The organism is Pedobacter sp. B4419 (assembly GCF_059693725.1).
Genome location: NZ_JCASSL010000002.1, coordinates 474467 through 490630 on the forward strand (window position 1 = coordinate 474467; position 16164 = coordinate 490630).

At 42.8% G+C, this 16164-nt stretch carries 9 protein-coding genes; 4 read left to right on the forward strand and 5 right to left on the reverse strand.

The annotated features are described in order from the left end of the window. The gene (locus tag AC570H_RS13775) at positions 1-2739 is read right to left on the reverse strand and encodes a TonB-dependent receptor (protein ID WP_497355747.1); all 2739 of its coding nucleotides are present in this window, start codon (positions 2737-2739) and stop codon (positions 1-3) included. Position 2740: 1 nt separating this feature from the next. Further along, the gene (locus AC570H_RS13780) at positions 2741-3475 is read right to left on the reverse strand and encodes a hypothetical protein (RefSeq protein ID WP_497355749.1); all 735 of its coding nucleotides are present in this window, start codon (positions 3473-3475) and stop codon (positions 2741-2743) included. A gap of 320 nt (positions 3476-3795) precedes the next feature. On the opposite strand from AC570H_RS13780, the gene AC570H_RS13785 reads away from it, so the two are divergent. The 4 genes from AC570H_RS13785 (at position 3796) to AC570H_RS13800 (ending at position 9677) form a co-directional block, all read left to right on the forward strand. Beyond that, positions 3796-4818 (forward strand): LacI family DNA-binding transcriptional regulator, encoded by a 1023-nt coding sequence (locus AC570H_RS13785; RefSeq protein ID WP_497355751.1) that lies wholly within the window; start codon positions 3796-3798, stop codon positions 4816-4818. A gap of 121 nt (positions 4819-4939) precedes the next feature. Then, positions 4940-6418, forward strand: coding sequence for a xylulokinase (locus tag AC570H_RS13790; RefSeq protein WP_497355753.1), 1479 nt, complete (start codon positions 4940-4942; stop codon positions 6416-6418). Between the two features lie 19 nt (positions 6419-6437). Next, complete coding sequence (gene xylA / locus AC570H_RS13795; protein WP_497355755.1) at positions 6438-7766, forward strand: xylose isomerase; 1329 nt, start codon at positions 6438-6440, stop codon at positions 7764-7766. 234 nt (positions 7767-8000) lie between these two features. Beyond that, entirely contained in the window at positions 8001-9677 is a 1677-nt protein-coding gene (locus AC570H_RS13800) for a sodium/sugar symporter (RefSeq protein WP_497355757.1), read from the forward strand. A gap of 421 nt (positions 9678-10098) precedes the next feature. On the opposite strand, the gene AC570H_RS13805 is transcribed toward AC570H_RS13800, so the two are convergent. Genes AC570H_RS13805 through AC570H_RS13815 form a run of 3 tightly spaced genes read right to left on the reverse strand, consistent with a single transcriptional unit; the run spans position 10099 to position 15952 of the window. After that, positions 10099-12144, reverse strand: coding sequence for a sulfatase-like hydrolase/transferase (locus tag AC570H_RS13805; RefSeq protein ID WP_497355759.1), 2046 nt, complete (start codon positions 12142-12144; stop codon positions 10099-10101). Between the two features lie 10 nt (positions 12145-12154). Beyond that, positions 12155-14425: a glycosyl hydrolase family 95 catalytic domain-containing protein gene (locus AC570H_RS13810; protein ID WP_497355761.1), complete on the reverse strand. Its 2271-nt coding sequence runs from the start codon at positions 14423-14425 to the stop codon at positions 12155-12157. A 12-nt stretch (positions 14426-14437) separates the two neighbouring features. After that, positions 14438-15952 (reverse strand): M60 family metallopeptidase, encoded by a 1515-nt coding sequence (locus AC570H_RS13815; RefSeq protein ID WP_497355763.1) that lies wholly within the window; start codon positions 15950-15952, stop codon positions 14438-14440. Positions 15953-16164 lie beyond the last annotated feature (212 nt).

Sequence of the window (16164 nt, forward strand, 5' to 3'; positions counted from 1 at the left end):
TTAAAATTTGATATTATAGCTCACAAAAGGCAATGCCGCTGCATAAATAGACAGCTTGTAGCCATTAATTACCCCGTTCTCCTGCGTAAAATAAGTTGAATAAGCATTTTTTCTGCCTGTAAGGTTATATACGCCAAAAGTGAAGGAGTTGTGAAAGGTCTGGTTCAATTTATGGTTGCCTTCGATGTTAAAAGAAAGATCCGTACGGAAATAATCAGGAATACGATAGGCATTTCTTTCTGAATAATAAACACGTTCGCTACCTGCATAATAATACTTGGCAATAGGCAGGGTGATTGGCCTACCGGTGCTATAAGTTACGTTAAGCGAGATATGGTACCTTTGTTTAAAGGCATAGTTTCCCGTAAAATTAAAGGCATGGGGCTTATCTTGGTTTGCCGGATAGTAATTGCCCGAATTAACAATTGGCCCATTGTTTTCGTCGGTCATTTTAAGCTCGGTGCGCGAATAGGCATAGCTCATCCAGCCTGTTAGTTTTCCGGCATTCTTTTTCAGCAAAAACTCCACTCCGTAAGCACGGCCCTTGGTATTGATTACATCGGTTTCGATGTGATGGTTCAGCACCAGGTTTGCTCCGCTTTTATAATCGAGGTAGTCTTTCAATTTTTTGTAATAAACCTCTACCGAAGTTTCTATGCTTTTAGTGTTGATGTTTTTGTACAAGCCCAAAGAAACCTGCTCACCCAATTGAGGCTTGATGTTAGGGTCGCTGAGCTTCCAAATATCTGTTGGTGCAATTGCTGTAGTGTTGGATAAGAGGTGAATATATTGCCTCAAAGTATTGTATCCCGCCTTAATGGAAAGATTGCTTGCCAAACTGTAACGGGCCGAAATCCTGAACTCAGGCCCTTGATAGGTTTTAATCAGCTTATTCTTGCCATAGCTGGTTGTTCCCGTCTGGTTGTCTTCGGTAACCGGCAGATTTGGCGCATAACTGTTCACGGTTTGTGGCCCCAAATAGTTATAAATAGAATAGCGGATACCTGCATTCACCGAAAACTGCTCGCTTACCTTAAACTCATCGCCAAGGTACAAAGCACTCTCTAATGCCTGTTCGCCAGGCACAATATCTTCGGTAACCAAAGAAGCGCCACCCACAGGGCGATAAGATCCTGGATGTAGTTTGTAATAGATAGAAGAAAGTCCAAAATTAAGCTTGTGCTGTGCGCTCAAATTATAGGTAAAATCCGATTTAAAATTAAACTGATTGATATCAAAACTCAATCCATAGGCATTTACAGGATTGGCATCGCTCTTGATTTGATATTCGTAACGGTCGGCACCTAAAGTAAAGGAACTGCTCAATTGCGGATTAAATACATGCTTCCATTTGATGGATGCGTTTTTATTGCTGTAATTATAATTAGTATCGCTGTTGAGCTTAAAGGCATCCTTGCTGTAGTATCCAGAGAAAGAAAGTTCGTTCTTTTCGTTAAACTGATGATTAATGCCCAGGTTAAGGTCGTAGAAAGAAGCCTTGCTGTTTTTATAATCATCAGGCAAGAGCTTGAGCAGCCAATTAGAATAGGTAACCCGACCCCCAAAAATAAACGAAGTTTTACCACTGTCTATAGGCCCTTCGATATTTAACCTGCTGGTAATAATGCCAATACCTGCAGAGCCCGTAAACTTCTTCTTATCGCCTTCTCTATTCGTCACTTCGAGTACTGACGATAAACGGCCACCAAATTTCTCAGGGATGGTACTTTTATAGAGTTCTACATCCTTTACAATATCTGGATTGAAAGCAGAGAAAAACCCAAAAAAGTGCGATGGATTATAAATGGTAGCATCATTTAGCAAGATGAGGTTTTGATCTGTAGAACCTCCACGCACATTAAAGCCAGTGGTGGCCTCGCCTACGGTTTGTACACCCGGCAAAGTTAAAATCACGCGCAAAATATCTGGTTCTCCAAATAAAGAGGGCACTTTTTTAATGGCTTTCAGATCAAGCCTGCTTACCCCCATCTCTACACTTTTTGTATTGGAGGCTTTGGTGGCTGTAATTTCTACTTCGCGCAACGTATGTACCGGATCGCGCATTTCGATATTCAACTGTCCATCGCTATTGAGCAACACTTGGCGCTGGGTTTCATTCTTGCCTGGCGCTTTTATAACTAACACATGTTGTCCTTTTGGCAACGTGAGGCTATAAAATCCCGATTGATTTGAAACAGATTCTACCTTTGGATTTGCGGTTGCCACACTGGCGCCGGCAATAGGCTTGCCTGAGACCTCCTTTAAAAACCCCGTTAGCGTAACCGTAGTTTTCTTTGATGCACCGCTTTTGATGCCTACCACGTACAACTTATTGGGTGTACCCGCATCTTGTATGGTTTGTCCGCCAGTATTAGCTAAGACAGGAGCAACAGGAGCGACCTGAGCCCCATTAACTGGGACTAAGCTTATTGCATTGCTTTTAGTTAGGAAAACCGTATTCTTATAAATGGCAAAGTAGCAATTGGTGTTTTCAAATAGTTGCCCCAATATAAAGTCGAGGGGCTTTTGATTGACCTTTACCGTAAACCTTAAGCTGTCAAGCTGCACCTCGTCATAATAAAAATGCACTCCGGTCTTTTGTTCAAGGTCGCTAACCACTTCTTTGATTTTGGCCTGCGAAAAATCTACATTGATTATTTTATTGGCTCCATTTTGGCCCATAGCCGTTATTGAACTCAACAAAAGGAAAAAACAGGTTAATAAGTAAATAATCCGCATATCATTTGGTTAAGCTTTCATAATAACTGGCTATAATGGCCATTGCCTGTTCAGGATTATCCTTGTATTTCACCTTATTGGCAGATAGCTGCTCTTTAAGCTCTTTCTTTTTGTCTTTAAACAAGTTGAGCAAGGCGCTTTCGCTGCTAAATTCATTATACTTGTTGTCCCTCCATAAAAAATAACTGGTTTTGGGATTGAAATAATAAGGCACCTCTTTATTTGTGGTGAACTGCAGTTTTTTGAGGCGTTTGGCGTAGATCTTAATTCCTCCATCATGGATTACCTCAAAAAAACCTGTTTTGATATCGCTTGCCAAGCCGCTACTGTCTACATTCAAAAAAACAAAATGATGGTCTTTGATGTAAAAGTCCTTTACCTGTTCGCTATTGAGGCTGAACATAGAGCGTTGATCGTATAAAACCGATACTACCTTATCTATATATAAATCGTATTGAAGGGGTACGTTGCTGTAACGAACATTATTATAGGTTACGTCGCCGTTTTCGAGGCCCAAATTCATGAAGGTAGCCAAGCCTTCTACATTTGAGCCATAAGTTTGGTATAATTTGCCATTATAGAGCAGCGATTGTTGCTTAACAGCCCCAAGAAACAAAGCTTCGACTTTGTTTAGGGCCACATTGCCCGTATCGACTTGCCGATTTTGGGCATAAATGGCATTGAGCACAAATACCTGTGAGCCCATCAAAAGGAGGAGCTTGATTTGTTTAGTCATTAGTTGAGGAAGTTAATAGTACCTAATAATAGCAATTTTTAACTATAAGTTGCAAGACATTTCTCATAAATCCCTGTTTTCATGGATAGTTTTTACCCCATTCGACTTATGTTTTTGCAATAGGTGGTATTTATATTTAAGATCAACATCTTCCGTAAAAATCAGGCCATCCAAAAGCTTAATCTTTAGTTAAATCTAGTTGGCAATTTGCAATCGGTTGCATTAATTGGATTTAACCCACAAAAACCAGCTCAAAAAGGCGACTATTTTTTTAAGAAGTTTGCTAAAAAGTTTCATAGATTTTACTTTACTTTAACTTGTTGAAAAAGAAAACCACCATATATGACATTGCCAAAGAGCTTAACATTACAGTATCTACTGTATCGAGGGCGCTTAGTGGTTTTCCCGCAATCAGCGAAACAACCCGTAAGGCGGTTATTGCTACTGCACAGCGTTTAAATTACAGTCCGAACCGTTTGGCTTCGGCCCTCAAATCTGGCAAAACCCATATTATAGGCGTGATCGTACCCAGCGTACAGGCCCATTTTTTTGCTTCCGTGATACACAGCATAGAAGAAGGTTTGAAAGGAAAAGGCTATCGGGTAATTCTCTATCAATCAAACGAATCTGTAGAAAACGAAATCAACGGTGTAAGAACGCTACTCGAGGCACAGGTAGATGGCATTATTGCATCGATGTCATTAGAAACCGAAGACGTATCGCATTTTGCCGAAATCATTACACAGAACAAGCCACTCATTCTCTTCGACCGTGTTCATGATGACTTGGTGGTGCCGACAGTAACCCTAAACGACTTTAAAGCAGGTTATTTGGCTACGCAGCACTTAATCGACCAAGGCTATAAACACATTGCTTTTATCACTACGGTACATCAGATCAGGATTTTTAACGAAAGATTAAAAGGCTATAAGGCCGCGCTAAAAGCCAATGGCTTGCCCTTTGTTGAAGAGCATATTATTTTTGGAGGACTTTCTATCAAAGACGGCAGGTTTGGAGCAGGAAAGTTGATGCGCTGCCACCAAAAGCCAGATGCTATTATTGCTGGCGATGATTTTACGGCATTGGGTGTAATCAAAAAGCTGATAGAAATTAACGAAACACCTCCCAGCATTGGTGTAATAGGTTTTGCCAACGAGGCCTTTTCGGCTTACATCAGCCCTAACCTGTCTACCATCGATCAGCACGCCAATCAAATGGGAGCCGAATGTGCCAAGCTGTTCCTTAAAATGATCCAGCAGGAAAATCCTTACCACAACATCAGCCACATCGTACTAGAGCCAGAAGTTGTAGAAAGACAATCTACAGGAAACCTGGTCCATTAAAACCGAAAATTGCTTCGGGGCAGCCTTATAATCAAAAACTTTTGAAAAAATTTGACATTGCCTAATTTACGATCTATATTTATGCAACCGTTTGCATAACCAAATCAAAAACCATAGTTCAATGTATTTATTAGGGATTGACATAGGCACTTCGTCTATTAAAGTTGCCGTAGTTGACATCCACACGCAAAAGCATGTGGCAATGGCTCAATACCCTGAAGAAGAAACGGCTATTAAATCTATTCAGGCGGGCTGGGCCGAGCAATCGCCCATAGATTGGTGGCAACATACCCAACAGGCCATTCTGAAGCTGAATGCTACGGGCTTGTTCAATCCAAAAGCCATCAAAGCCATCGGCATTGCCTATCAGATGCATGGTTTAGTGGTGGTAGACAAAGCGCAACAGGTATTGCGCGACAGTATCATTTGGTGCGACAGCCGTGCAGTTGAACTTGGCGAGGAAGCTTTCGACAGCATTGGTCACGAATTTTCATTAAAACACCTGCTCAACTCACCTGGCAACTTCACCGCCTCCAAATTGGCTTGGGTTAAGCAAAACGAACCCGCCATTTATGCACAAATCGATAAAATTATGCTTCCCGGCGATTTTATTGCCATGAAGCTCACTGGAGAGATTACGACCAGCATCCCGGCCCTATCAGAAGGCATATTTTGGGATTTTCACAACAATGAATTGTCAAAGGAACTGTTAACGCACTATGACTTCTCTCCCGAACTCATTCCGCCAATCAGGCCATTGTTTTCGGTCCATGGCTTGCTAAAAAATGATGTTGCCGAGCTTTTAGGACTCAGTCCTGCTATTCCAATTGCCTATAAAGCTGGCGATCAGCCTAACAACGCACTTTCTTTAAATGTGCTTCAGCCTGGCGAGGTAGCGGCTACTGCGGGTACTTCTGGTGTTATTTACGGGGTGGGCAACGAACTCGTCTATGACTTGCAGTCGCGGGTCAATACCTTTGCCCATGTAAGCTATACACAGGAACAAAAATACACCGGCGTATTGCTTTGCATTAATGGCACGGGCAGCATGTACCGCTGGGCCAAACAGACTTTTGCACCTGCTTCAACTTATTCAGAATTGAACCAACTGGCTTCACAGGCGCCTATTGGCAGCTTAGGGTTAAAAGTTTTGCCATTTGGCAATGGCGCAGAGCGAATGTTAAACAATCAGTATACGGGTGCACAATTGCTGGGCATCGACCTTAACCTGCACAACCAAATGCATATTTTTAGAGCTGTACAAGAAGGCATCGCCTTTTCTTTTAGGTATGGATTAGACATCATGCGTGAAAACGGCATGCAGCCTAAGGTAATCCGAGCCGGTAAAACCAACCTGTTTTTAAGCGAAACATTTACCCAAACCTTTGTTGATGTAACCGGAATTCCGGTAGAGCTTTATGAAAACAATGGCAGTGTTGGTGCAGCCTTAGGAGCTGGCATTGGCGCAGGTATTTTTTCGAGTCCGGCAGATGCTTTCAGGAAACACGAATTACTCGAATACATCGAACCCCAAAACGAGCAAGCATATGAGCCTATTTATCAAGAGTGGAAAACCTTGCTGAAACAGGCTTTGAAATAAGTATATAAACACGAACATCATGAAAGTAGTAAAAGGAGAAAAGGAATTTTTTAAAGGGATTGAACAAATCCAATTCGAAGGTCTACAAAGCGACAATCCTTTGGCATTTAGATGGTACGATGCCAATAAAGTGGTGGCCGGGAAAACCATGGCCGAGCATTTTAAATTTGCTTGTGCCTATTGGCACTCTTTTACTGGAAGCGGAGCAGATCCTTTTGGCGTACCTACGCATATTTTCCCATGGGATGAGAAAAAAGATGCCGTAGAACGTGCCAAAGACAAAATGGATGCGGCTTTTGAGTTCATGACCAAAATGCAGTTGCCTTACTACTGCTTTCACGATGTAGATGTAGTTGATTACACCAACGATCTAACCGAAAATGAGCGTCGCTTACAGGAATTAACCGTTTATGCCAAGCAAAAGCAGTCCGAAAGTGGGATAAAGCTGCTTTGGGGCACAGCAAACTTGTTCAGTCATGAACGTTACATGAACGGTGCAGCCACCAACCCTGATTTCAATGTATTGGCCCATGCCGGTGCGCAGGTAAAGGCAGCCCTAGATGCCACCATTGCCTTGGGTGGCGAAAATTATGTTTTTTGGGGTGGCAGAGAAGGTTACATGAGTCTGTTGAACACCAACATGAAGCGTGAACAAGAACATATGGCTCAATTTTTACATCTGGCCAAAGACTATGCACGTAAACAGGGATTTAAAGGCACTTTCTTTATCGAACCGAAACCTTGCGAACCTTCCAAACATCAATATGATTACGATGCAGCTACCGTAATTGGCTTCTTAAGGCAATACGACCTGCTCAAAGATTTTAAACTGAACCTCGAAGTAAACCATGCCACATTAGCTGGCCATACCTTTCAGCATGAACTACAGGTGGCAACAAATAATGGTTTGCTAGGCTCTATTGATGCCAACCGTGGCGATTACCAGAACGGCTGGGACACCGATCAGTTCCCGAATGACATCAACGAACTTACAGAAGCCATGCTCATTATTTTAGAGGGCGGTGGCCTGCAAGGAGGCGGTGTAAATTTCGATGCAAAGATCCGTCGTAATTCAACAGATCCGGCAGATTTATTTTATGCGCACATCGGTGGGATGGACATTTTTGCACGTGCGCTGGTCACAGCAGACGCCATTTTGCAACAGTCCGACTATAAGCAAATCAGAACAGATCGATATGCCTCTTTCGACAATGGTCAGGGTGCCGCTTTTGAGCAGGGCAAATTAAGCTTAGCAGACCTGAGGAACCATGCCCTAACGCATGGTGAGCCAGAAAAACGCAGCGGCAGGCAAGAGTATCTGGAAAATTTGGTGAACAGGTATATTTAAAAGCTAAAATTGCTGAATTTCCGTAGGGTTGAATTGGTAATTTGGTTGTTGGTTGAGTAAGTTCATTAGTTAGTTGCTAGCGCATCATCCAAGACTGGCGACGATTTGTAGCCAACTATTGACTAATCCGCTCAGCCGCAAACGTTTGTTCGCTATTAATTTTGTTAGAATTAAAAATGATAGATGTTGATTTTGTACATTTAGAAAACCCAAACTTTAAACCAAATATATTTAATGAAAAACAACCTGTTGGATTTTAAGGATTATATTGTATTCTTAATCTATTTCGTTATCGTAGCGGCTTACGGCTTTTACATCTACTACAAAAAGAAATCTAAAACCGGCGATTCTAAAGATTATTTCTTGGCTGAAGGCTCCCTAACCTGGTGGGCAATCGGCGCTTCTTTGATTGCTTCCAATATTTCGGCCGAGCAGTTTATCGGCATGAGCGGTTCGGGTTTTAAAATGGGCCTTGCCATTGCCACTTACGAATGGATGGCTGCGGCCACGCTTATTGTGGTTGCCGTATTTTTTATTCCGGTATACCTCAAAAACAAGATCTTTACCATGCCCCAGTTCTTGCACCAGCGCTATAACAGCACGGTAGCAATGATTATGGCGGTATTCTGGCTATTGCTTTATGTAGTTGTAAACTTAACTTCTATTCTTTATTTGGGTGCCCTTGCTGTAAGCAGTATTTCTGGTTTCGACCTTAGCTTATGTATGTATGCCATAGCCGCTTTTGCCATTATTATTACCCTTGGCGGGATGAAGGTAATTGGCTACACAGATGTAATTCAAGTGTTTTTCTTGATATTGGGAGGTTTGGCCACAACTTATCTGGCGCTAAATCTTGTTTCTGACCACTATGGCACAAAAGGTATTTTAGAAGGCTATAGCGTAATGACCCAAAAGGCTTCTGAGCATTTCCATATGATCTTAAAACCCGACAATGCCAACTATATCGACTTGCCTGGATTAAGCGTCCTTGTTGGGGGTATGTGGATTGTAAACCTAAACTATTGGGGCTGTAACCAATACATTACCCAACGTGCTTTGGGAGCCGATTTAAAAACCGCACGCGGAGGTATTTTATTTGCGGCTTTCTTAAAATTATTGATGCCTATCATCGTAGTATTGCCCGGTATTGCTGCTTATGTCTTATATAAAGAAGGGGCTTTTCAAACGGAGATGTTGCAAGATGGCTCTGTAAATCCAGATCGTGCTTATCCAGTATTGCTTAATCTATTACCAGCGGGCCTAAAAGGATTGTCGTTTGCAGCGCTTACCGCGGCCGTAGTAGCTTCATTAGCCGGCAAGGCCAATAGTATCGCAACCATCTTTACTTTAGACATTTACAAAAAAGTGATCAATACAGAAGCCACAGAAAAAAATCAAGTAGTTACTGGCAAAATCGTAATTATTGTGGCGATGGTTTTGGGCGTTTTAATTGCTCCTCATTTAGGCATCGATAAAAAAGGTGGTTTCCAATATATTCAAGAATATACCGGCTTTGTATCTCCGGGTATCTTTGCCATGTTTATTTTGGGTTTCTTTTGGAAAAGGACTACATCAGCCGCTGCCCTATTTGCTACAATTGGGGGTTTTGCACTTTCTATTTTTCTAAAGTTCCTGCCATCATGGGCAGATCTTTCTTTTCTGGCCAATTCGGGCTTCTCTGTTAAGAACGCTGATGGCATTTACGAAATTCCATTTATCGACAGGATGGGTTTTGTATTCTTGATTTGTGTAATTGGTATGTATATTATCAGCATGATGAGCAATAAAACCAAAGCAGAGGCCAAAGGACTTGAAATTGATGCTAAAATGTTCAAAACTTCAACAAGCTTTGCCGTTGGCGCATTGATTATTGTGGGAATTTTAGTTGCCCTTTATACTGTTTATTGGTAAATAAAATTTATTCTATAATAAGCCCCGATTATTAATGTGATCGGGGCTTTTTCTTTTAGCAAGCCTTTATGTATAGCGTTTATCTGCTTTGAAGCGCAAGACCCTTAAAAGGATGTCGCTTCAATTTGGGCTATTTTACTCGGGCCACTGCAATCAAGTACTTTATATTTTGCACAAACGCTGTTCGATAAACCCGATGGAAGCGGGCACAAAGCAAAGCGGAAAGCAGGACAGAATTTGCCATGAAATACTGCCTTTGCTTTTCAAAACTAAAAACTGCTTGCTGATGCTTGTGTTGTGTTCAACCGTTGGCGAGGTGCAATAATAATCGCAAAATTTAGCTAGATTGCAAATTCAGAGTTATTGGGTCGAGATTGCAAATCCCGACCAGCCAGTTAAGTGATTTTCTACGGGGCTAATGTTAATGGAACAAGCTCGCTTGAGCTATCGGTTTGCCAAGGCCACCTTCTTCACCAAACAAAAGTTTAATGCGCTTCGCGTCTTTTACAGTAAGCGTAAACGGATGGTAGCCCGCCTTAAGCCTAATGTTGCTCTGCAATTGCTTATCGGAAGTATAACCATAATCGGCGTCAATGATTACGGCATCGTGCAACCTCAAAAAAGCCTTGCCGTTGGTACTAAAGGTAAAAGTATAATTAGCGTCTTTTTCAACTTTAATATAGCCCGAGAACTCGTACACATTGGCTTTAGCCTGGAGTTTGAGTACAATATTGTCGCTTATTGCCTTATTCAAAGCGCTAAGCTCTTTTGTTTTGGGCACCCAACTGCTCTTCTCGCTGTAAGCCATGATGGCAATACCAGGTTTTGGTGTTGCAATTTCCACAGCTGGCACAAATTCATCATCATAAGGTCTTTTGGCACTCGCATCGCTCCTTCTCAGTTGCAATACCTTGTCTTTCATTTTTTGCTGCAGCGATGCATTCTCCTTTGCCAAATCGGTAGCCTGATGGGTATCGCTCACTACATTGAACAATTGAAAATCATCATTAGCCGATTTCACGTTGTACCTCAGTCCAACAATATCGTCAAAGCGGATCATCTGCATTTGGTTACGTAGCTTGCCCCTATTGTTGGGCGAATATTCAGGATAATTGGGTGTTTTTCCCCCTTCAAAATACTCTGAATAGATTAAGCTGGGCTCTTGCTTGCCTTTTTGCAAAAGCGACGGCAACAACGAAACGCCATCGGCAACTGCTGGGATACTCAAACCTGCCGCATTGGCGAAAGTTGGCAGCCAATCGTATGATATATTTGGAGAAGCCACCACCGTATTTGGAGCAATATGGTTTTTCCATTGGGCAATTACCGGCATACGCATTCCACCTTCCAACACATCTCTTTTAATGCCATCGAAAGGGCCAAAACTATCAAAGAAACTTGCTTCATAAGGCACATTCGGCTTTGGCAAATAAGCTTCGATGGATGGACCATTATCTGAGCTGAAAACCACCAAGGTGTTGTCGTCTATTTTTAAATCGCTCAACAGCTTTAACAGGTCTCCAATTTCATCATCCAAACGTTTGGTGGTGGTAGCGAAACGTTTGTAGGTATCGGGCCAGGGTTTTTCTGCGGTAGCTGGATTTTTATCATCGTCATAAGTGGCATTGGCATACAAGGGGTCTGTCCAGCTATCGGGAGTTCCGTTAGCCGTATTGATCATTTCTCCGGTTTTTCCCAGCCACTTTAAGCCTCCTGCTAAACCTCCACCGGTAGGATAAGCCTGGGTAGGCTGTTCCAGAACCGCATGTGGCGTATCGTAGGCCAAATACATGAAAAAGGGCTGTTCGGCATGTTTCCTTGCTTGCTCAATGATCCAATCTTTGGCCTTCGCCGTCCACAGGTCGCCAGTATAGCATTTATCCAAACCTGCAGACACTTCGGTTTTATTTTCCCAAACCTCTTTCTTCCCTCTGTAAATGCCTTCCTTAGGGTAATGCTCATGGCCGTCAGAGTGGCGCATGTAACCATAAAAATAATCGAAACCTCTGTTTAAAGGATGTGCCGGCCAATTTTTTCCAGTACCCTGCAAACCCCATTTGCCAATAGCGGCTGTTTTATAGCCTGCCTTTTGCAATACATTTCCGAGGGTATAATTATCAGCCAACGCCTTATCGAACTGGTTATCGCGAACGTTAGCATGGCCCTGGCTTTGCCCCAAAAGTATAGAAGCCCTAGAAGGTGCGCAAACTGGAGCCGCACAGTAGCTCTGCGTTAAAACCGCGCCATTGGCAGCCATTTGGTCTAAGCTTGGCGTGAACGCAAAGGGCAATGCCTTATTGTGCTGCTTTGCCCTTTGGTTCTGAAAAAAGACCCCCACATCTCCATAGCCCAAATCATCTGTTAAAATAAAAATGATGTTTGGTTTCTTGGCTTTTTGCTGGGCAAAACCCGGTTGTACAAAAAATACTGCTAAAAAGCCTAGGAGTATGGAAATGTTTCTCTTCATTGTTGTTTGTTTATTCGTAGCCGTTTTCGAAGGTAATCTTTTCGCCTTTATTCAAAGTTACTCTTGCAATGCCATCTTGGCCAAATTTTACTCTTTTCGCATCTATATTTTTTACGATGTGCGTTTTAAAAGGAAGTTTGATGGCCAACAGTCCACCTTGTTCTGCCGTGATCCGAACTTTTGTAGGCACTCCGTTTTCCTTTTGGGCACTCACGATAAAGGCACCTTCGGCTCTCAATTTCTCGAATGATGCATCTTTCCAATCGCGGGGCACTGCCGGAAAAACCTCAATGTAGCCTTCCCTGCTTTGCAACAACAGTTCGTTAACACCTTGGGCAAAAGCAAAATTGCCTTCTAAGGTAAATGGACGATAGGTAAAGCCAGAATATTGACCGCCTTTTTGATCTCCATTCAAGTGAAAACTATTTGGCGAACAGAAATTACTGACAAAAATCTGCAATTGCTTTACCGCCTTGTCGGCCTCGTAGGCACGTGCATAGAGGGAAGCCATCCAGCTAAACGAATAGCCACACCAGGCACGCGTTCCTTTTTCTTCAATGCGCTTTAACGAGTTGCTGATGCGTTCTTTATCCTGTTCGCGATTTACATCGAGCAATGCCAAAGGATAAATGGCCATGTATTGCGAGAAATGTCGGTGGGAATCATTCAAATTCTGACCAGGGGCAACGGTAAAGCCAGTTTCGTTTACTTCAAAATCCGGAAGCTGTTTCAATATGGTTAGCCAGTGCTGGCTTTCTGCTGTTTGTCCGTTGGCTCGACTTACTTCGGCCGCTGCCTTGAACAAAAATTTGCTCAGGCCCAAATCGAAATTGCTCCAGTTTAAAAACCAGGCATTGATGCTGTTGTCGTTATACTCCGGACTAGAACTCAAAGGCAGTTTACGCACTCCATTTTCTAAATAAGTGATGTTTTCGAGGTAAGTGGCGGCCTGATGGATGTAAGGGTAAGCTCTCGTTTGCAAAAAGTTTTTGTCCATCGAATATTTCCATTGCCAATAAAAATGCTGCGATGCCCAAGCGCTTACCGTTGGCGATAAGGCATACTGGATCCATCCGCCCATGGGATCGCCACTTAAAGTAACTACGCCGGGTACATTTAAGCCTTCCACCCCAAAATACTGCTTGGTATAGGCCGTGCTTTTATCTTTTATTTTCCAAAGCCAATCGGTAAACGTAGCGGCTTCGGCCAATCGATTTCCGGTATAAGCAGGCCAATAGCTCAATTGGGTATTCAAATCGTTGTGAAAATCGCCTTTCCATGGTGGCAAGCTTCCGTTATCTGCAGTCCAAACGGCTTGTAGCGTAATGGCTGGCGCTCCTTTTCTCGATACGCAACCCAATTTATACAGTTCTAGGTAATATTGTTTTTCTATCAAAGTATCGGGCAGGGAAACCGACGATTGTTTCCAGTAGTTTTTCCACCACGTTTGATGCGAATCCCACCCTGTTGGCTCTTTTAACTTGGTTGAAAGGTTAGCCATTATCGCAGGCTTGTTGTTGCTAATGGTCCAAGAGCCGATGATTTTATTACCCGGAACTTTTTGCCATTTAATGAGCACTTCAAAATAATTGCCGTTCGCAGTTGGCTGATGATAGGTAATGCTGTTGGCCGTTTTTTTCACTGTGCCTTTGGCATAGCCCAATTTACCCAAGCCTTGGCCGGCGTGGCTGTTATCGGCATCGCCATTTACGCTTGTATTGTAATTGTGGACGATCAGTTCGGGCAAAATAGCGGCAGATTTTAGGTTTTCAAAGCCAAAATAGCCTTCTTGCTTGGTGGCATGGATATAGCAATTGAACACAACACCATTCTCAAATTTAATCGTATTCAGCGCATCTTTAATGCTCAATATGTTAGAAACCACTTTTCCTAAAGTGCTTACATTAAATTCGATAGCCGCTGCAGGCAATTTGGTAGGATATGGCGTATTGTCATAAGGTGCATCACCGATTTTTTGAACCGGACGATAATCTTTCTTGAGCACCTGTTCCTTTACCCATTTAAAATTGAGCTTGCTGATATCTAGCGCCTTGCGTTCGTCCCAAAGATCGGCACGGTCTAAAGAAAGCCTGAGCTTCTCTCCCTTTTGCCAAACCAAGGCACCCAGCATGCCGTTGCCTAAAGGCATGGCTTCATCCCATTTATTGGCCAGCTTGGTAAAAACCAGGTTATGTTTGTTTTCATTCTGTGCCCATACGCCCTGAAATGAGCCAAAGAGCACAAGCAAACAGGTAATTTTTTTTATCAATAGTGTTTTCATAGGTAGGTGAGGTTAGTTCTGAGGAGGAAAATTAAAAGGTGCCCAATTTGGATAAGCAGCTAATTCTTGCGCTATCGAATCGCTTACCGGAATACCCCAGGTTTTCCAGAATGGCGCCAGGTTTCGTTTTACGATATTGGAATAAGTCTTTACCCAAAGATCGATTTTTTGCTGGTCTTTCATCCTGCCAATGCTTGGCCCTAGTTTTTGGTATTCCCTAAAAAAGGTTTTAAAGCTCTCCCAGCCAAAGCCTTCCTGCATCTGACGGAACATGATCAGGCCTAGGAACGGATCTTTTTTCCATTTTTCGTAACTCGGACCTTCGGCAAAATATTTCTTCATTTGTTTCTGGGTGTTTTCGCTCGAAACGCCTGAATGCGAATCGTCATGCCCGCCCATTAGGCGATCGAACATATACAGCGAGAAGAAATTATTGCTCACTTCGGTAGTACCGCCAAACACCCAGTTGAGGTTTTGCATGTTGTGGCCAATTTCGTGAAAAAAGCCCCAGTTGGCACCGCCTTTGCTCGGTTTCATGAGCAAAAGTGGATTGGCCATGATCTCGTTAGACAACATTTTTTTGGTTGGCGAATGATGGATCATAATCGGATAGCCACTATGCATATACCCCCCACCAATATGCTCATCGACCACTAATCGCTGTGCCCTGTAAAAAGGCAGGTTGATCTGGGCCAATTCCATTTCGCCTGCTACAATCAAATTCCAAAGCTTCATTACTTCTGTAGGGTTTTTAATGGTTTGCAATACTGAATCTGGTAAGGTTAAAATTACGTTTTCTGTTGCCATTTCGCCCCATGGCGCCTTGTTGTTCTTTAATTGCTCAGCCCATTCTTCGTCGCTGGTTTTGCCCAATACAAACAAAGGCGATGAAATGGCATGCTTGATATTGATCTTAAAGTTTTTGTTGGTGCTTTTTGGAGAGATGGCAATATAGATCAAACCGCCAAAAGGCGTAGCCATTTTGTTGCTGCCGTTCTTTAGTTCTTGTCTTTTGGTAATGATGGGCATACGGCGCCAGTCTTCATTACCGGCCACCCAAGTATTTAAGCGGTCTGACTGCGAACCAATCTGTACGCTTACTTCTTTGGCATCGATTTCTTTTGGCAATACCACGTCGATATATTCTCCAGCAACAGCATATAGACCTGTGCTGTACAGGTTATTGGCCCATGGACCAGAATAGCCTAGGGTAGAAACAATGTCGACCAGGCTGTCTGCTATTTTTTTATGGTCGATGGCTACTTCCCGATCTGTAAATTTATAGCCGGTTTTTGGTGCACCAGGAAATACCGCGGCCGATGGATGGGCCTTGATGTTTTTATAATCGGTACTTTTCAGCGTATTGTCGCTCCATTGGCTGATGGCTTTTCTAAAAGCCGTATCGGTTTTTGACAAAGTGTGCTGTGGCGAAATCAGCACCGTTGCTGGATCTTTAGGTTCGGTTTGCGCATTTGCCAACAACGCGAAGGCGCATGCGACAAGTGTGAGGGATGCTTGTTTTTTCATTTGGGTTATATCATTGGTTCATTGGTGGTTCACTTATTGGTGTTCGAGCCAACAAGCTTGAATAGCATTTTCTATTAGCAACTTAAATTTGTCATTCCGAGTGCACCGAGGAATCTAACTCGAGAATAGATCCTTCACTTCGTTCTGGATGACAAATCCTTAATTTAAAAGATGTCGGATCGGTGTCCAACATGACGAATCTCTGTACGAGG

Bases quoted from the DNA above. Each gene is read 5' to 3' on its own strand.
- AC570H_RS13775 (WP_497355747.1), bottom strand. From the start codon at position 2,739: ATGCGGATTATTTACTTATTAACCTGTTTTTTCCTTTTGTTGAGTTCA.
- AC570H_RS13780 (WP_497355749.1), bottom strand. From the start codon at position 3,475: ATGACTAAACAAATCAAGCTCCTCCTTTTGATGGGCTCACAGGTATTT.
- AC570H_RS13790 (WP_497355753.1), top strand. From the start codon at position 4,940: ATGTATTTATTAGGGATTGACATAGGCACTTCGTCTATTAAAGTTGCC.
- xylA (WP_497355755.1), top strand. From the start codon at position 6,438: ATGAAAGTAGTAAAAGGAGAAAAGGAATTTTTTAAAGGGATTGAACAA.
- AC570H_RS13800 (WP_497355757.1), top strand. From the start codon at position 8,001: ATGAAAAACAACCTGTTGGATTTTAAGGATTATATTGTATTCTTAATC.
- AC570H_RS13805 (WP_497355759.1), bottom strand. From the start codon at position 12,144: ATGAAGAGAAACATTTCCATACTCCTAGGCTTTTTAGCAGTATTTTTT.
- AC570H_RS13810 (WP_497355761.1), bottom strand. From the start codon at position 14,425: ATGAAAACACTATTGATAAAAAAAATTACCTGTTTGCTTGTGCTCTTT.
- AC570H_RS13815 (WP_497355763.1), bottom strand. From the start codon at position 15,952: ATGAAAAAACAAGCATCCCTCACACTTGTCGCATGCGCCTTCGCGTTG.